At 49.2% G+C, this 18,772-nt stretch carries 11 protein-coding genes; 10 read left to right on the top strand and 1 reads right to left on the bottom strand.

Annotated elements, in window-relative coordinates; all coding sequences use genetic code 11:
* Positions 1-188 precede the first annotated feature (188 nt).
* Positions 189-1,781 (top strand): Hsp70 family protein, encoded by a 1,593-nt coding sequence (locus D3D01_RS15900; protein WP_121512874.1) that lies wholly within the window; start codon positions 189-191, stop codon positions 1,779-1,781.
* 12 nt (positions 1,782-1,793) lie between these two features.
* Complete coding sequence (locus D3D01_RS15895) at positions 1,794-3,350, top strand: DnaJ domain-containing protein (protein ID WP_121512873.1); 1,557 nt, start codon at positions 1,794-1,796, stop codon at positions 3,348-3,350.
* 48 nt (positions 3,351-3,398) lie between these two features.
* Here the strand turns inward: D3D01_RS15895 and D3D01_RS15890 are convergent, their stop codons facing one another.
* On the bottom strand, positions 3,399-3,920 hold the full coding sequence (locus tag D3D01_RS15890) for a PH domain-containing protein (RefSeq protein WP_121512872.1): 522 nt from the start codon (positions 3,918-3,920) through the stop codon (positions 3,399-3,401).
* Between the two features lie 185 nt (positions 3,921-4,105).
* Here D3D01_RS15890 and D3D01_RS15885 point away from each other — a divergent pair, with 185 nt between their 5' ends.
* The 8 genes from D3D01_RS15885 (at position 4,106) to D3D01_RS15850 (ending at position 18,702) form a co-directional block, all read left to right on the top strand.
* On the top strand, positions 4,106-4,588 hold the full coding sequence (locus D3D01_RS15885; RefSeq protein WP_121512871.1) for a hypothetical protein: 483 nt from the start codon (positions 4,106-4,108) through the stop codon (positions 4,586-4,588).
* A 342-nt stretch (positions 4,589-4,930) separates the two neighbouring features.
* Positions 4,931-8,077, top strand: coding sequence for a carboxypeptidase-like regulatory domain-containing protein (locus D3D01_RS15880; protein WP_147439921.1), 3,147 nt, complete (start codon positions 4,931-4,933; stop codon positions 8,075-8,077).
* 8 nt (positions 8,078-8,085) lie between these two features.
* Positions 8,086-12,975 carry a carboxypeptidase-like regulatory domain-containing protein gene (locus tag D3D01_RS15875; RefSeq protein WP_121512869.1) on the top strand — a complete coding sequence of 1,630 codons (4,890 nt, stop codon included), beginning with the start codon at positions 8,086-8,088 and terminating at the stop codon, positions 12,973-12,975.
* 369 nt (positions 12,976-13,344) lie between these two features.
* Complete coding sequence (locus D3D01_RS15870; protein WP_121512868.1) at positions 13,345-13,590, top strand: hypothetical protein; 246 nt, start codon at positions 13,345-13,347, stop codon at positions 13,588-13,590.
* 76 nt (positions 13,591-13,666) lie between these two features.
* Complete coding sequence (locus tag D3D01_RS15865) at positions 13,667-14,014, top strand: hypothetical protein (protein WP_147439920.1); 348 nt, start codon at positions 13,667-13,669, stop codon at positions 14,012-14,014.
* A 9-nt stretch (positions 14,015-14,023) separates the two neighbouring features.
* Positions 14,024-15,952 (top strand): hypothetical protein, encoded by a 1,929-nt coding sequence (locus tag D3D01_RS15860; RefSeq protein ID WP_121512866.1) that lies wholly within the window; start codon positions 14,024-14,026, stop codon positions 15,950-15,952.
* Positions 15,953-16,042: 90 nt separating this feature from the next.
* The gene (locus D3D01_RS15855) at positions 16,043-16,867 is read left to right on the top strand and encodes a hypothetical protein (RefSeq protein WP_121512865.1); all 825 of its coding nucleotides are present in this window, start codon (positions 16,043-16,045) and stop codon (positions 16,865-16,867) included.
* A 5-nt stretch (positions 16,868-16,872) separates the two neighbouring features.
* Positions 16,873-18,702, top strand: coding sequence for a hypothetical protein (locus tag D3D01_RS15850; RefSeq protein ID WP_121512864.1), 1,830 nt, complete (start codon positions 16,873-16,875; stop codon positions 18,700-18,702).
* Positions 18,703-18,772 lie beyond the last annotated feature (70 nt).

The following is an 18,772-nucleotide window of genomic DNA, read 5'->3' as shown; positions in this document are numbered from 1 at the left end:
CGCGACTTCTTGCCAGTCGACAAGCCAGGTCCTCTCCGTCGCGTAAGTTTTTCACACTCTCTGAGGATGCAATGTACAATAAAATATACGCCATTTGAGTACTAATACATTATTTATAGGATAAAAATACTTCCCCTGGTATTTAGTAGGGGTAGCTAACACAGAAACTTCGAATTTTTAGTATTCTCATGACTCAAACTTCACCTCCAATCGGCATTGACCTAGGGACGTCGAACAGTGTTATTGCGACCGTGAGCGGCGGAGACTTCGAAATCCTCGAAAATAAGCGGGGAGACCTAAAAACGCCCTCTGTCGTCAGTTACGACTGGGACACAGACCAGGTTTTCGTTGGAAAGCAAGCAGCGAACCGAGCCGTGAGTAACCCTGAAGATACCATCCAGTCCATCAAGCGTCACATGGGCGATGATGATACATTCCCTCTTGGAAACGAGACACACCGCCCAGAAGGTATTAGCGCACTCATCTTGAAGAAGCTCATCCAAGACGCAGAAGAGCAACTGGACCGCCCCGTCGAAAACGCGGTCATTACCGTTCCTGCGTACTTTTCCGAAAAGCAACGAAAGGCGACGAAGAAGGCCGGAGAAATTGCTGGGATCACTGTAGACAGAATAATCTCAGAGCCTACTGCAGCATGTCTTGCTTACGGTCTTCAGACGAGTTCAGAGAAGACTGTGTTCGTATATGACCTCGGTGGCGGTACTCTGGATTGTTCAATTGTAAATATTACAGACGGTATCGTCGAGGTGGAAGGAGTCGACGGGAACGACGATCTTGGAGGCGGCGACTACGATGGGCTCATCGTTTCATGGTTGATGGACCAGATAGAGCAAGAGCATGGAAGCAGGCCTGCCGTTACTGACCCCACAGTCGAAGCCCGGCTATTCGAAGCCGCAAAGAAAGCAAAGCACGAACTCACCTCTCTCCGTTCAACCACATTTTCACTGCCCTACGTTGAATTAGAAGATGGTAGTACAGCCAACTTCGAGAAGACACTCACCAGAGATACGTTCAAGCAGATAACTGCGGGTCCAACCCAAGAGACACTCGATATTACGAAAGACTTTCTCAGGAGTGCTGGTGTCACTCCATCTGATATTGATGATGTGATTCTAGTTGGGGGCTCGACCCGTATGCCTGCCATCCAAAATGCTATAGAACAACTATTCGGTCAAAAACCACGGGTAGGGATTAACCCAGATACTATCGTCGCACTGGGCGCTACGGCCCAAGCCTGTATCAGCCAAGATATACCGGTGCCGTCAGCTGCCAAGACGAACATCACCCCAAAAGCAGAGCATTCAACCGATAAGCCCATTCTTGGCGACGATTCACAGCCGGTCTTAGTCGATGTCCTTCCACAAACAATCGGTGTAGGGCTGGCCGATGAAAAGACAGGAGAACTCTATTTCCAGCCTCTAATTGCGAAAAACGAATCAATCCCTGCCGAGACAGAGGTCTCAACTACACCGCTCGAAGACTATCAGACCCACTCCACGTTCAAAATTTACCAAGGAGAATCAGAATCGCTTGAAGAAAACGAATTAGTCGATGAGTTCACCCTCGGCCCATATCCGCCGAAAGAACGGGATGAAGCTAGTCATCGGATACATATCCATATCGATGCTGACGGAATAATCAACGTCGAAGCAGTTGACGAACAACACAACATCAGAGAAGGTATTCAGATCGATGCAGAATTCGAACTCAGTGAAAGCGACATGGAAACAATGCAATCAAATCTCCCAGCGCTCCACGAGTGAGCACATCTCTGTATGAAGCGTAGTGTCGCCGCCAAAGTCCTCGACGTGTCAGAGACCGCTGCCGAAAGCGAAATTGAAGAAGCCTACCGAACAGCGGTCAAATCACATCACCCGGATGTTTCTGATGAACCAAACGCCACGGAAAAATTTCTCAGAGCAAAAAAGGCGAAGGAAACACTTCTAAATAACCAACCAGGAGAGCATCGACGGTCAGTACAGGACTCAGAAGAAGATTCACAAGACAAGACGGAATCAAACAAGCAAAGGTCGTCGCAGTACCGACGTCGACGGAAGACCTATCGTAAGCCGGGAGAGGATACGAACGGAACTAACACAAATTCATCTGACTATTCTACCACTTCGGATTGGCGTTCTGAACGGCAACGCCGGAAGGGAGGGAAGAGAAAATCACGGTCCGGTACAGATCGACACTCCAGAACTGAACATAGAACCCAAACACAGTCTCAATCGAAGACCAAAACACAGTCTCAGTCTCAATCTCAGTCTCAGACAGATCAGCGTTCATCAACTTGGACAACCCCCCTTGCTAAGGAGTTCCGAGGATCTATTCTTAGCATATTAGCTGGATACGTTCTCATCGTCTGTGATGGGTTCCTTCCCCCGAAAGTAACTCGAAGTTCAAAAGTCGACGAGGAAGCATTCCGATCCGCACCGAATCAACTTCTAACAGCACTCACCCTGTCAACCGAAAAATGTGTCGCTGTACTCAAGCAGTGGAAAAGTGGAACCGCATTTATATCAAGTGTTATCGGGGTGACTCCTGCTATTATTCTTACTGAATTCTACCGCCCACTTTCGTGGGCTGAGGGAGCTGCCACCGTCACTTTAGCAACAGCCGTATATGTCGGAGCAGCACTCTACTTATCGACCCGCAGCAGCATCCAAATTGGTAAAATAGTGAGCCAGCCAACTGAACAGTTCAGTATTGACCGGTGGTCTCCCCTAGGAGAACTGCAACTGCTGGTACTCTATGGGCTCTCGTACGCCATCATTACTACAATCAATCCTGGTTTGCTCTATATGTCGTTACAGTTTTTCCCGATTCTGCTCATCTATTCTCTCCCCGTCGCCTACATTCTCGATAGATTTTACACGAATATATCAAATAACGTCTCAGGAACTATATTTGGGTACAAGGGACAGGTAGGGACGCTCTGTACCAGTATGGTCATAACTGGGGGTGTCGTCCATATGGGGCCCCTCGTAGAGATTTCACCATCTGTGTTGTTAAACCTGGACCCCGACCAACTGCCATTCGCCACCCTCTCAGCGAACGGGATTCTGATATCTATTTCGAGTGCATCGCTATACCTGTTCTTATCACCTGTCCTCGAAGTTCTTGACATTGGGTGGGTCCGGTGTCTAAAAGACTGGGAAGAAAATCTCCTAGGGAAATTTGTGTGGAACAGTATTGTGAGTATCTTTGTCGGAGTGCTCCTTTGGACAGTTCTCCCGACAACCGCAGCACCCCAACTTCACATATGGTTCCGACACGCAATTATCGGAACTGGACTGTTCCTGTACGTCTACGGAATAGTAACTAGCTGAGACAAAATCTAAGCCAGTGGACGTCTGAAGAAAGAAACCGAATAGTTTCTAAATCGGTGAATGAGTGCGGCGGGACTCGTCCTTCATACTCTCACGTATCAACTTAGCGGCACGGGCTGGTTTAGGGATATCTCGCAATACAACATCTGTGTCACCCGTTCCAGCCGTCTCAACATAGACGTCTCCTTTACCGACAAGTCTGTCAAAGTAATCCTGTTCATAGCGGCAGTCCTGTACTCGAGTAAGGATGACAGGGTCTACGTTTCTAGCAAAGATTCTCCTTTTGGCCCAAAGATTTCTTTCTGTGATAACGTAGTGTACTGATAACCTCCGGAGCTGCGCCGTCACGACGGGAATAAAAACTAGAGGAATAGCAAGAGCTATCAGAAGTCTCGCATTGTAACCAAAAATTTCCACACCTCTTGTAACATCCCAAAACAGTAGCATTACCAGGTTTATCGCCATGAATACCGACAGGAAAACCTGCTTTATCACAAGCCATTGAGAAGGGTGTGTATGAACTGGAATTCGCTCGTCTGGTTTCGTCTCCAACCACTCTGCTCCAAACATTATTTGTGATATCTTGAACGTACTAGGTACAATTATTTTGGGGAGGCCAACAACAGGCAGTAGATGATCATAGATAATAGTTGAATGCTACCCATAAATTATGTTCAAGTATTTTTATGAGAAACAAAGAAGCAAGCGGTTCTTGGCCACTGCCTTTATATGCTGAGGAAGATTTAAAATAATACATGCGTCACGAACGCCGGCGAGACAGGGTATGGAAAAACGCCATCATCATGGCATACCGATACGGCGAAGTAGATATCAAAGACCTCGATGTCACGGTGACGAAAAAAGTCGAAACAAAGGAGCAAGCAAACAAGCTCATCGAGGAGGAAGAATACCGGAGCGAAGAAGACATGACTCAGAACCCGGACGGTTCATATACCGTGATCCTTGAACCGGACATGTCTGACACAGGCAAGCGGTCTGTTCTAAAAACGCTATCTTCAGATCGGTATAACTTCTTGAAGAAGGCAGAAGATAAAGCGGGCATCTGGGAAGTGGGCCCCCTGCTGCAGGCACTATTTGGCGTTGACGATCCATCTGCTGGTCACGAACTCGTCAAAATAAGTGGCCCCGCAAAAGAGCAGACTGACTTGGAAGAAAAGGAACTCGGGACGGTTTTGCAGGTATTCAACGGTTCGACTGTCAAGAACCCAGTTGAATAGGATTATACCCTGTCTTCACCACCTGCCGGATTTTTAGCCGCCCTTCAGTAAAGGCAGATTCACTAGGGTCTCACCATCTCGGGTTTCATTATTCTACTAGGCGGAGAGTCTTCAAGTCAGGAATACCTACTATTTGTAATCAGCAAAATCACCGGTATGAGGCTCAATTAGTCTGATTGCTTCACCCAGAACCGATATTTACAGAAGTTTTTAGTGCGGTGTCCAATTATTACAGTTAACAGAAACCTAAGCACCTGTTAACATGTTGTTACTACCTGTCACGGGAGACACACAACATGGTCGCAGTTGCCCTCTACAAAACAGGACTCATTGGTGATTAAAGTGGCTAATAACTCCCTCGAAGACATCAGTACTACATCAAGAAGCGGAATGGTCTGTCCTCACTGTTGGACAAAAGGACTGAAAAAATCAGAAAGCTACGCCTCGCAATTTAGCGGTAGTGGCAAAGAAGAGGTGATTTATGCATCTGCCTGTACAAACTCAAGTTGCCCAAATTACGACTCTGGCCGTGAGGACCCAGGGCGTGTTCCTCCAGAGCAAATAAAAAAGCAGTATTCTTCTATGCCGCTCGCAGGGCAGATTGGTGATCTGATAGGAGGCAATCTGAAAGTCGCTGGAATTGCGGTTATTATCGCTATTGTCGGAATCGTTCTCGTTACTACGGGCCTTCCTTTTGGGGCAGGTGGGAGCGGTTCTGGAACCGCACAAGCCGGGGACGTGGCGTATGAAAATATCACAGAAACTGATAGTGGATTCACTGCTATCAAGACGGAGGGGGAGTGGACGATATACGAGTCGGCTGATGGGGAGAGGTATCTTGTCGCCGGTGAGATCAACGGGAATGTGACGTACCTAGAAGAGGGCGGGGAGACAACTCTGCAACCATATATTTTCGATTCTGTCAGTGCTGCCGAGAATGCTATCTTTGCATGGAGAACGAAACACGATCAAGATCCAGACGCATACCCTGAACCAACTCAGACTAGCGACACTCTTGTTAATCAAACCGACTGGAAAGTATATGAGCACAAGGACAAGTACATTGTTGCCGCCGTTATTGACGGGGAGGTAGTTTACTTGGATGGAGACTCCAACATCTCCGATACTCCGTATCTTTTCGACACGCGAGAAGATGCCCGCAACGCGATATTAGATTACTACAATCAATACGGGAACGAATCTCCTAATGGAGAATCTATTGACCCCGTCAAACGAAGCCAATTACGAGAAGATCTCACTGACCACGATTCAGACGGCGACCTCACTGACGATGGTCCCAGTGACGATGGGATTTTTAATTCAAATGATGGTGCTGATTCAGACGGTGATGGCTCAATAGACGAAGATGTTTCTGGTTCAGACGGTGATGACAGCCTAAATTCAGGTGACAGTCAATCCGGTGAAACCAGTTCGCAAATCAACGGTCGAGTTGTGAATTCCAACGGAGAGCCCGTTGAGGGGGCTACTGTTCACCTCTATTCGACCCATCGTACGACTACTACAAATTCTGAAGGCCGGTATAACTTCGGCGGCGTCCCGGTAGGTGAACACCACCTGTTCGTCAACCCACCGACAGGCACCGAACTAGTAGCGACGGAAAACGCGACGCTCCAAATGAGTGAGACTGGCGAACTACAGATTGTAGACAGTAGTAACCAATACTCCGCCTTCGAATCAGGCGGTACTGTTACTAACAACGAAATCACCATCCAACCACCAAAAGGACGACCCATCGATATTGCAGGCCAAGGCTCTCGAGTAGCAGCGCCAGTTATTTTCAGGAATAGTAAGAACGCAGAGGATGTTGAAGTAACACTAGAGGGAGTTTACACCGACGGAACCACTCGAAAACAGTACCAAGGAAGTAGCTATACTTCTACCGCCACTATTGACGGAAACACCAAGCCGAAAAACCAGCAACTGACGATACAAGGGAGCGCTTCTGCCGAAGAAATCACCAACACTGGCTGGACAGACCCGTCAGGGTCCGAGATACCAATCAAAGGAAACAGTGACCCCAGAGATGTTTCTGTCGAACTAAGAGAAAATTATACCAAGACGGTGAAAAAAGATAGTGGAAGGTTGAATGGCACCGCTGTTCTACTGAACAACACAGGGAACCTCTCTCCACACGATATCAACCTTACACTGAAGACCACTCAGAAAAGGCACAGTCACCGTACCGGAGAAGTTGACCTTTCGGATAGCTCTCCAAACAAAACAACCGTATATCAGGCCAGTGAGACAGAGACAGTTCAGATCAAGTCGTACTATAAGTACAATTATGACAACTATGATGGGTATTCGACCAGCGACGATCATGAACACCACCACTACGAGTTTGAGGACGATGTCAGCGTAATTATTGACAGAGCTGATGGGCCTAATGAAACGGTTTATAACTACCACGCGGAAAAACATCCAGACAGTGTCAACTCCCCATACAGGAACTATAACGATTGGTATTACGGTATAGATGACAGCGGATGGAGCAATTCAACAGTCGAACTAAGACCTGAAGACAAGGTCATTATTGAGGCCGAAAGGAGCGCTCGGAATGACTGGGCAATAGGGAACAATCTTAAGTTGAAGTCCCACGTTCTCCAACTGGAACCTCCGCAAAGCGTTTCCGTTCAGGGAGCCGGTGACGGGATGAATACGGAGAGGGTTGGGAGTGGTGACTCGGTTACCATCACAGGGTCCGATATCGAAACTGAGCCTGGTCTAGATAAGATTGAAGTTTCTGCTGATAATCTCAATATCACGTACTTCTTGAATTATACCGAACGTGCCGGGACAGTTGGTGCAACAGTCAGTGCCAGTGGAGAAAATTTCTGTAGAAACCCAGATGGTCTCACGAAGCCAATCTCTTGCGATATTCCAAGACAGGAATTAGAAGGCGATGTCTTAGAAATTAGCAGTGCTGAGGGGTCTGTCCCATATGCCCTCACGTACAAGAAGCGAGACGTTCCGGAGCAGGCTTCTGTTGAAATCAATGGGGAGCAGTACGACTACCCACAAGATTTCACAGGAGAAGGTCCACTAGGAGGGAACGGTCAATCGATAGAAATTGATTCTCTAAAGCCCGGGAGCAATAGTGTTAAGATAGAAACAGGCTCCGTCAACGGGGTCCAGCCAGAACTGAAAACAGTTATCCGTCACAGCAGCGAGCCGAAGCAGACCCACAACCCGACAATCTATGTCATTTCAGCGTCTGGCGAAGTCAGCTCCAAACAATTGCCTGATTCATCCCTGATCAACGGGCAACTGGTTGATACTGAGACAGTGACCCTCCCAGAAACATGGTTCAGCGAAGGACGGAATGTCATCGTTGTCGAGACAACAGACTCCTCCCAAGTGAGCATCACAGTCACAGGTGAGGGCCTAGAAGCTCAGACACTAGAATTTATGCCAGCCGCACAGGTTTCAACTCCGGCAGAAGTTCCAGACAAGGCTGATCAGGAGTAGAGATACCAATGTCTGAGAACTCTACAACGGCAGCTGCCACTTCAAAAAGCGAACTGGTCTGTCCTGCGTGCAGCGGAGAGGGCGTTAAAATAATATCCAGTCACGCTTCCCGATACAACACATACCTTACTAAAGTGCGGCAAGCATCTGGCTGTACTACTCCCGGATGCCAGCATTACTACCGGAGCGAAAATCCAACGCCCATACCGTCCTTCGAAATTGACAAGCAGTATTCTCCGGGGAGGGTTGACAGAATACGCGACGTACTTGGTCAGTGGCGTGCAGAAGCTCGACTTCCCCAGGTTCGGGGGAGGGTTTTCCAGATAGCCCTTACCGTCTTGATTACTGCCCTCCTGATTGGAGGTCTCCTGTCCCTCGGATTCGTGTATAACGGCGGTACCGCAGAAGCCGACTCTGGATTCAATAAAGTGGGAGAAGTAGACGGGTGGGTTATCTATATGAACAATGGAGAATATCTGGTATCTGGGAATTTTGATGGGGAAATTCGATATCTCGGTGAGGGTGCAAATGTTTCCGAAAATCCACACTTCTTTGACACCGAATCTGCTGCGAGAGATGCTATTTCAGCGTGGCAAACAGCAAGAAACGAAAACCCTGAGCAATACCCCGCACCAGACGAGCAGGAAGACAGGAACGACATCTACCCGGCAGCAGACATATGGAGCCTCTACGAGCAGGACGGCGAGTTCATCGTTTCAGGTGTGAAGAACGGAGACGTCGTTTACCTACACCCAGGTGGGGTTGTCAGTGACCGCCCCTACATATTTGATGACCGGTCTTCAGCCGAAGAAGCGATAGTCGCATGGTTGAATAAGAATCAGGAGAATGCCACCCAAATTCGGCCCGCTGATCAGCCAGACTTGACCTCAGACCTCCAAAATCAGTCGTCAGATACTACTGATTCAACTGAGATTGACCAGCAGACTGAAACTGACAATTCAGACGGCTCAGATGGTTCTGACGGGCCATCGGGCACTACCCCAAGTCAACGGACAGATACCTCATTGAGCGAAGATTGGGAGCAAAATTGGGACCGGGTTGAAGTGTATGATTCAGTCCTGCGGGAAGCCAACACTGAGTACGTAGTTCAAGGTCGTGTCTACGATGCAAAAGGCAATCCAGCTGAGGATGTTACTGTTCATTTGCATTCTGACCCCCGAACCACACGGACCAACGAACACGGTGAATACATATTCACTAACGTTTCGTCTGGGGACCACACTCTCTTCGTCGAGCCGAAGAACGCTTCAAAAAATGTTGCTCCACGAGACGTTAGGCTACGGGTTGACTCCGGGGGGAACGTTTCCGTCATAACCGAGAGAAACGGTGTGCTCTACTTTGAAGATGAGGAGAATGTGATCTTGAATCGTATCGGGTTCGAGTTAGAGCAGTCTGAAAGAGTATATCTCCAAGGGAAGGGGGGCAGGTTATCCGGGAACTTCACGGTGTACCAATCTGCTAACGCTAAAAACTATAGTATTGCACTAACAGGAGCCTACAACAGTACCCTGAGCAAAGAGGCAGTAAGTGGGAAATCATCTAATGGGTTGCTTTACGTGGATGGTAACGAGGAAACGAAGACCACGCTGCTCGCACTCAGCGCCAACGAGACAGTCGCAGTACAAGATACCGAAGGCGCGTACCAGTCTGGAGAGCCTAACCCCAGCATTGAGATCATCGGGAATAGACACCCCAGAAACGCCACAATAACGCTCTACGGGCAATATAATACTACAGATGTTACGCTAACAGGCAATTCAAATACTGTACGGGTCGTTGACGTCGAGGGGTCAATTAATCCAGTAGGCCCCTCGGAGAATAACGAGCCGACTCTCACTATCTACGGTTCAAACCGAACAGAGCCATTCTCAAAATCACACAGCGATATCTCAAATAAAGACTTCAATAAAAACATCAAAGGAAACAGTGGCCCAATCAATACCCAAATTCAATTATTTGGAAACACGCTAATCGGTGAGGAACAGTCTCGACAAATTGGATATTCTAGAAGAATAAACGTTGGCGGAAACATTCCCCCCTCAGATGCGTTTGTCACGTTTTACCCAGAAACACGACTTGCTCAAAAATCCATTAGCGGTACTGGGACAGAACAGGCTGACATCTCGGGGAACATGCCACCCGACCCGCCCGATGGGAAGAATGGGGCAGAAATCACTTTGAAGGGTCGTGAAAAGGTAACCTCCGAAAAGATATCTGGCACGTCTAGTTCTACAACGCAGTCTATTGATTTAGTCGGAAATACCCAACCACGAAACGGGGAGATCACATTCACTGGTGAGGAAACCCTAGTATCGAAAACTTATACCAGTGAGTCAGACCCGTGGATTGCCAATGACGGCAACGTTGACTCATCTGCAACAGTAACGATTACCGGAAATACGAATCACCTTGGAACAGCGAGACAGACTGGAAGTGTTTCTGATGGAGGTTCTATAACGGTACACGTCGACGGAAATGTTCCTGCTGAAAATGTCCAATTAGAACTAGACGGTGAAAGCAGAGACGACTACTATTACCTGCTAAATGTGGAATGTAGTAAAAGCAGGCTTAAGGATGATGCAGACTTCACAAAGTGCTACGACCGAATCGGGTCTATTTATCTGGATCAGGGAACCACGTACAGGGTTGATTGGAATGCTGGTGGCTCTGTTGGCATAGAACATCAGGGTGACGAGCCTGTAGCCGCGGGCGGGAGGGTTAGTATCACAGGTAAAGGAACGGTGGGGTCCGCAAGCGTAAGGTGTGAAAAGTGGTCTGAATGTTCAATCCACGGTGATGATGACAATGAAAAAACGGATTACGTGTGGGGTAGTACCACCGTGACGATAGGTGAAAATGCCGACAATCCAAGGGTTCGGTTAGTTGGGTGGCAAACCATAGAGGGTGAATATGGTAAAGCCTCGGGAGATGCTGGAGCGAGAGTTTACAAAATAGAAGGTCCAGGGAAAACGACGGTCTCAGTTGATGGACAATCAGTCTCAACAGCAAATGTCGGGCCCAAGGGTACTACCACTCTCAATCTTGGGACTCTCGAACCAGGGACACACGAAATAAAAATTGATACCGAAAACCGTCTCGGGGCTGATTATACCGTCAATTGGGATGAGAAGTCAGTGACAGAAGACATTTCTGTCACTTCGAGCGACGGTGAAATTGATGGATGGAGTGAAACTGGGCCGTTGGAGAACGGAGAGTCCATATCAAAGTCAGTCACGCTTCCCCCAGGAGACACCAGTATAAGTATCAGCCATCATGGCGCAGAACCGAGTTGGGAAGCCACTGTTAACGAAGTAACAGCTACAGAAGACCCAACGGTAGAACTCTCTAATGGGGGAACGGTTACCTACCCGGGGATTCTGAGAGAGGATGAATCAGTGAGCCGTAATATCCCAATCGACAGCAGTGGCAACCAATTACTATCTATCTCTACTGCACGAGAAAGAGTACACTATACTTTATATTATGAAGCAGTGACCTCCACCGAGGACATTTCAGTCGACATAGATGACGACAGTAACGGTGAAGCAAAATTGAATACGATATTAAAGGAAGATGAAACTGCGACGAGGACGCTTGAAACACTTGATAGTGGTCAAGTATCTCTCTCAGCTGAATCAGAGACTGGACCTGACCCGAAATGGACTGTGGTCTACGTTGCGAATTGGACCACAAAAAGCCCCACTGTTGATGTAGGGAAAGATGGAAATGTTGACGGAACCAAGCAAGGTCCAGTCACGTCGCCTACTACGGTTAGCCTTAGCGGTCTTTCATCAGGGAGTAATGAAATCTCATCCGATAGTGCTTCAGGTCCGAGGCCAGAGGTTGTGGTAACATATAAAAATCGCACTGCGGCTGAAAACCCGAAAATCTCCGTACAAGGGGAGGAGTTGAAGCATAATGAAATACTTCGTCAGGGCGAGAGCATTACGTATGACCTTTCAGGATTAGAAGAAGGTCAAACCCCCCTTACAGTCACTACAAAAGCAGGTGTTGTTGATTACACTCTATCTGGAGAGTCGGTTTACCTACTTGAAGATCCGGGGGTAGACTACGATGATGATAAATTCAACGACGCCGGATATCGGGGGACCCTCGATGAAGGAGAATCTGTTACCCTTGAGGCCCCTGGGCTCCAACACGGGACTCAAGAGCTTGATTTCAACGCAGAAGTGAACAAGATCGAATATGAATTAAAGTACACTGAAAGAAACGTTACAAAAACTCCAAGTTTCAAAATAGGCGGGGCAACTGCGTGTAAGCAACCAGGGATTACGGGTGAGGCACAAGAGTGTGATGTTCCCGTTTCCAATCTCTCACTAGGAAGTAATACGTTGAACCTGTCCACGCTGAATGGAACAGTCAGATACGAAGTTGAATATACTGCTGTCACAGCTCCTGAATCAGTAACGGTCTCAATGGCTGGTTCGACTCATCAATATCCTGCCGACTTTGCAGGAAGTGGAAAACTGCCTGACGACCCCACTCAGGAAGAAACAAAAAGTATCTCGTCGCTTCCACCGGGGACCCACTCTGTTTCAATCTCCACTGGAAAGGTTGATGGGCTGGATACCGCAGCTAATGCAGTTGTTACATTCTCTAACCGGTCATATCAGACTGAAAATCCAACTATAACTGTCACCGACTCAGACGGTGTCCAGCATTCGGCGACGGTTCCGGATACGGCTCTAAGTGCTGACGGCCACTTGACCGGGACATACCGGATGGAGCTCGAACCGCAGTGGATGACCGAGGGGAGGAATACTGTCCGTGTCCAGCCCCCAGGACAAACAACAATCAATGCGACTGTCCGAGGAACCGGGTTAGTCAACCAAACCCGTCAATTCCAAGAAGGGTGACGTCTCCGTCGACGACGTTTACTCGCCCCACTACAGGAATCTGGCTCTAAAGGCGAGTATGGGCTGATCCTCTGGAAATCACATCCCAAGATAGTCCGAGCCAAAATAGTACACATACACTCCGGTTATCACCTTTGATTTTAGATTTATAAATAAAGCTCCTTCAAACCCCCAATATTCAGTGTTTTTCTCTTCGGCGTAGAATAGACTCTACTCGCTGAATTAGACAGGTAGAATACATTTATCTCTTACCGGACACCTGTGGTGTGCATACGGCTTGCATAAATTTTAAAACGGACTAGTCGAGTATGATAACTGGAAGGATAGTACAACTATTAGGAATTCAAAATGGTAACAACTCGGGACCGGATGACAATCTCGCTAAAACAACGCCACAGTGTCTGGCTGGAGTGGAATAGTCAGATTGTGGCGTCCAAAATATTACAAACCGAGATTGACGACGAAATCGCCGCTACCGTTGACCCGGAGCGATTCGAGAAAGAACTCGAATTCATCCGGGAAAGCGGAGAAGCAATAACGGACATCGGGGAACAGTTTGAAAACTACCAAGAGTTCCAAGATTACCTTCAGACGCAAATACTCAAAGATGCATAACGACAACTCGGAACAAGACGAACAAGCCAGTACAGACCCTCTTATTAGTCGCACAGACCTTGTACTACTGAAAGCGATGGCCATGGTCGGGGTGGCGCTCCTGTTCATGGGCACTGCTGCAGCTCAAAGCGATGGCGATCCCATCTGCGGAGAGGGGCAAGCCAGCGTTATCAGTAACACAGTCAACACTATCATCCAGCTGGCAACCTACGGTGGGCTGATAGGCACCGCTGTTACCTTCTTTGGCACCTCTGCTGTTGAGTCAGCACCTGTTGATGATGAACGGCGAGAGAGCCTGAAGAGCATCCGAAAGAAGTCATACAGTGCTTCAACCAAACTGGTGTTCGGAGGGCCTATCCTTTACATCATCATTACCCAGAGCGGCCTCCCGTGGGGAGACTGCATCACGCTCGTCCCATTCTGAGACCTGTAAATGGATATCCGAACCGTAACCGTGGTTGTTATCGCCGGCGTGGCTATTGGGTCGCTCGTTCCAGTAGCACAAGCAGACTCATTCGATGGTCTGCAAAACTCCACTGAACACGGTTACGAGAACGGCACGATGGGAGTTGCCTTTTCACTCGATCAAGACGTCCCTGCTAACCACAGTAGCAGCCGTCAATACGATGGGGACACAGGGGTTTACTTTGCAGATTACGATGGCTCTGGCAATTCAGAGTCTGGTCCTCCTTTGCCCCCGTTCAACAGCATCGGGAATCATACCGATGTTACCTACAACACTCCCCCAGATACCTACCACAACTGGAATCGCTACGAAGTTAGCAATTTCAGCGTTGGCGACTCGGATACGTCTAGGTATCCAAGTTCAGCTGAGACAGTTGATGATGAGTGGGTACAGGACGCCCACTCCACAAAATTCTGGCACGCGCCGTCGACGACGGTTCGGCTAAGTAACGAAAAGACAGTCCAATATATCCCCGAAAGTGGGACAGTCTACGGGGTTGTAGATTACCGACTCAAAAGCCCCGTTGATGATCGCGACGGTGGCGACGGGGTGAAGGTGTACAGAACGATTGACAGTCACAAAATCGAATCTGTCTGCCTCATCGAAGGCCGGACAGAGCAGCAGATCAAGTCTGACCCCGACCCCTGCAGCGAGGACCAGTACGTCCTCGGGAAAGAAACAAGCAACATGTCTCACCCCTCGATTGAATATACCGCTCGGGGGGCGAGCACAGAAGAACGGACGTATCACCTCGTTGCTGATATCCATACTGAGATAGAGGTGGTCAGATGGGTTGAAGTCGAATACGAGGTGTGCAATAGGAAAATCAAGCCAGATGGTTCAATCGTTACTATCTGCACCCCGAAGACGAAATTCGAGAAAGAAGACACCAGCATCGTTGAAAAAGATACAATCACCACAGACAGTTGGGATATCAAGGTCTACGATACCAGCAACTTCCAGGTGAGTCGGTCTACCGATGAAAATAAGACCGAAATCTGGGCCGAGTCAAAAGGTCAACCGTGGGCCGGTCTGAACGTCAGCGGGACACAGTTCTCAACCGGGTGGAGATTCTACACTCGGCGCGACACAGGCTGGGATACGGTTACTACTACCAGCACTGACGACGGGTCATCATCAACCCGTTTTGAGACTGTCCCGGTCAAGACATACGCGTACCCCAGCAGCCGGGGAACGTCTCGAGTCAGTCAATCACCGACTCAGAAAGTGTTCCTCGAAGGGACTCTGGATGGAAAGAGTCGATCATCTCCCACGTCGACCATTGATGATAATGTGTCCGTCGACGTCGCGAAAAACAACTCCCAGGCATTTCAGCCCCACTACAATCAGACCAGAGGATTGCAGGTTAAAGCGCTCGGGAGGGGTGCGAATCAGATGGAAATGGCCGGGATTGTCCACGGAGAACAGAAACTGGTGAGCGAAACCGCTCTCACGAGGACTGTTGAACAGAAAGAATCTGAACTTTCTGTTTCCGTGATTGAGGCGAACGGTACGCACGTCGCACTCAATATCACACTGCAAACTCTCGAAGGAGAGCCAATCAACCTTGTCAGTCGGAACAGCCGAGGTCGTGACGGAGGGGCGATCCACCTTCCAAATGGAGATTCCGTTCTGACTGGTGAAAACGGTAGAGTGACTGTGACATTCGAAGGGCCAGCATCTGGAACTGTACGGTTTAAGCCAGCGAGCTGGCGCGGGCAAAGTGTTGCCTACGAGAGTTCAATAGCGAGGTACAGCGTAGCGCCCTTCACTTCGGTTGAAGGGGTGATTACGCTATTCCTCAGTCTATTTGCTGTTACGGGCCCGGTCTTAGTCACGATGTACCTCTTGGACGACGTCGCCGGCATCGACACTTGGCCACCTCACAAACGGTGATAAACTCATGAATGCTCAACTGACAGACTTTACCGACGTACTACACGCCGAAAGTATTCGGAAGATTACGCAAACACAGGAGGAAGGATAATGGTGAACTACAGTCGGCGGTCAATACTCCGAGGTCTCGTACCGGTCAGTGCAATCGCTGTGGCTGGATGTAGCTCAAACTCAGCCGACTCAACTGAAAGTGAGAGTACCGAAGGGGGTGGCAGTTCGGTACTCCAAAATATCCACTTTGAGGGGTTTGACCTTGTCGTCGGACTCCAGTCTACTGACCGATTCAACACCGTGACCGTGTTTGATCCAAGTGGCGAAGAAGAGGCGTCAACTGACATCGCCACTGGGGCAGAAAGGGTCTCTTTCGGGGTCGAAGGGTACTCTCCCGGAGAGTATAGAATCGTCGCAGTCGACAGCGAAGCAGAAGAGATCGTTGATGAGGCGACAAAGGATATCCGTCCGGAGGTGTCCATCAGCATTCAGATTCCCCCGAACGAAGAAGTGGGCGACCAGAACCCTCTGACCGTCCCCGCCGTTAATGTTGAAAATAACGGGTCGGGTCCCACCTCAATTAACTGGATTGCTTGGGAGGATAGTGAAGGTATTATTCCGCCCAAATACAATATTGAGAATACAGAAGCCAGGTACCCCAGTAATGACCTGGCACCAGAACAAGAGTACCCAATCGAGGTTTACTCAGGGGACACATCTTCAATTCAGTACGGGGTTGGTTCCAAGGTTCTCGGGCTTCCCCTCCCGGCCGAAAATGTAACCACAGACCTCGTGGTGACGGTCAATACCCCCCAAGGGAATTTCGAATTTAGTCGGAGGGTCGAGTACGAAATCGAGTCCAACCGGATGCCGGACGAACCAGGAGACTCGACAGTGACCATTTCACAGCCGGATTCGAGGTAGCCACGATGCAACTTCAAGGTTCAGTTCAGTGGGTCATCGATGGCTTGATGGGGTTCTTAGATGCATTGTTCACCCCGCTCGCCAATGCAATGGGGCAGATTTTAGCAGACATTGCTGACTTCACTGTTTTAGTACCACATCCGGAGTGGACTACAGCGAACCAGGTTATGTCTGCGCCAAGTGGCGGACTCTGGCTTACTCTATGGGAGTTCCACTGGACAGTAATGGTCCCAGCATCGCTTGCGGTTCTTATCACCAGTTGGTTTGCTCGACAGGGGGGAGTTGCAGCGAACCTCATTAGCGTAGAGCAAAGCGCACGCTCTAGGAAAAGTATGGCAAAGGGGTTCGGTCTCATCCTGATCAGCTGGTGGCTTGCTGGAGCGTATCTAAACCTGGCCCACGCACTCACACAAATCATCACGCCCGATGCTGCAGCTATGACAGCCGCTATACCCGAACTCAGTGTAGCGAGTGTGGGTATTGCAGCAGCGTTCTACTACTTAGAACTGACAGTCGGGTCCACATTGTTCGTGTTGCTAATCCTAGTAAATGTTATTCGATTAATCGGTTCAATCGCGTTCGTCATCCTCTTTCCGATGATACTCGCGGTTGTCTACGGGAAAATACCTGTCATGAGCGACTTGTTCAAAAGTTTCGGGAACAAGCTCGCTACCACGGCACTGTGGACGATTCCTGTTGCCGCCGGGTGGCGAGTCATGGCTATTCTTGGAGGGAGTGACGAAGGCATTCTAGAAAGCGTTTTATCTTCAAGCGGCATCGGAGTCGGTGTTGTAGACTCCGTTATCAATCCTTTCCTCATCATGATTCCCGCGCTCATCGGGATTGCATCTCCGTTCCTTATGTCGAATGTGAGCCAGATGTATTATCTCAGTAATATGGCTGATGTGAACCTCGGCGCTGATGCAGCAGGTGTAGGTAGCGGTGCAGGTGGCGGTGCAGGTAGCGGTGCAGGTGTCGGTAGTGGAGGTCCTGGTGGAGGCCCAGCGGGTAGTGGCGGTAGTACAAGAGTAAATGAGGGGCAGAACACTCTCGGCGACTACGGTCAAGGAGACGGGCGAACCAGTAGCGATATCAAAAAAGGTGGCCCCCCGGGAGAACGTCAAACCGCAGTTCGAGAAGGGCTCTCACAGACAAAGGAAACCTTCGATGCCCTCGACGAGGACTCCAACGCTATCGACTGGGAGAACGTTGACAAGACTAAAGACCGGATGCAGGCTGCTGGAGGTTTGGCGAAGCGGGGCGGAGGATTAATGAAAGAAGGTTACTCCGACTGGAAAGACATCTTCACCGAAGATGGCCCCGGGTCAGTTGATGCAGGTTCAGTTGATCCAGATCGGGCCGGACTTCAATTTGGCCATAGAAGGGCTGAAGGTCATGAAGAACCAGATTGGGTCAACAGCGCTTCACCCAGCGAGGGTGAAGAAGGCACCGACAGTGCTGACACAGTTGACATTGCAGACGACTCAATCAACAGCAGTGTCGACAACACCGATGACCTCTTTGATAGTAGCCCCCCTGATAGCGAAGACACCCCTGGAAGAGATGTCGACAGCACTGACGACGAGATAAGTCAGGAGACTGAGAGCATCAGCAACACTACAGGTAGTTCTGACCCATTCCAAGAATTGTCTGAAAGCGAGGAAGGGGGCAGCGAAGGTGTGCAAGAGACACTACAGGACGTTTTCGGCGACTCTCCGAACGATGGCGAAGAAAGCGAAGAGTCAGGCGGTGTTGAAGAAGAACCAGAAGGGGAAGCGAGTGCGAACGATAGGCCAGTCCCTGATTGGGTTAGAGAGGGGGAGGGTAGGGAATGAAATCTCCTAAGTGTCATAGATGTGGGCTTGATCCCCCTGTTCGTACCACACACAGCCCGGTCGGAACGTG

Source organism: Haloarcula sp. Atlit-7R, assembly GCF_003666065.1.
GTDB lineage: Archaea > Halobacteriota > Halobacteria > Halobacteriales > Haloarculaceae > Haloarcula > Haloarcula taiwanensis.
This window is presented reverse-complemented; position numbering and strand designations above follow the sequence as displayed.

What these genes read in the sequence shown, in the direction of transcription:
- D3D01_RS15890 (WP_121512872.1), bottom strand. Translation starts at nt 3,920, where the DNA reads ATGTTTGGAGCAGAGTGGTTGGAGACGAAACCAGACGAGCGAATTCCA.
- D3D01_RS15855 (WP_121512865.1), top strand. Translation starts at nt 16,043, where the DNA reads ATGGTGAACTACAGTCGGCGGTCAATACTCCGAGGTCTCGTACCGGTC.
- D3D01_RS15860 (WP_121512866.1), top strand. Translation starts at nt 14,024, where the DNA reads ATGGATATCCGAACCGTAACCGTGGTTGTTATCGCCGGCGTGGCTATT.
- D3D01_RS15875 (WP_121512869.1), top strand. Translation starts at nt 8,086, where the DNA reads ATGTCTGAGAACTCTACAACGGCAGCTGCCACTTCAAAAAGCGAACTG.
- D3D01_RS15865 (WP_147439920.1), top strand. Translation starts at nt 13,667, where the DNA reads ATGGCCATGGTCGGGGTGGCGCTCCTGTTCATGGGCACTGCTGCAGCT.
- D3D01_RS15895 (WP_121512873.1), top strand. Translation starts at nt 1,794, where the DNA reads ATGAAGCGTAGTGTCGCCGCCAAAGTCCTCGACGTGTCAGAGACCGCT.
- D3D01_RS15870 (WP_121512868.1), top strand. Translation starts at nt 13,345, where the DNA reads ATGACAATCTCGCTAAAACAACGCCACAGTGTCTGGCTGGAGTGGAAT.
- D3D01_RS15885 (WP_121512871.1), top strand. Translation starts at nt 4,106, where the DNA reads ATGCGTCACGAACGCCGGCGAGACAGGGTATGGAAAAACGCCATCATC.
- D3D01_RS15900 (WP_121512874.1), top strand. Translation starts at nt 189, where the DNA reads ATGACTCAAACTTCACCTCCAATCGGCATTGACCTAGGGACGTCGAAC.
- D3D01_RS15850 (WP_121512864.1), top strand. Translation starts at nt 16,873, where the DNA reads ATGCAACTTCAAGGTTCAGTTCAGTGGGTCATCGATGGCTTGATGGGG.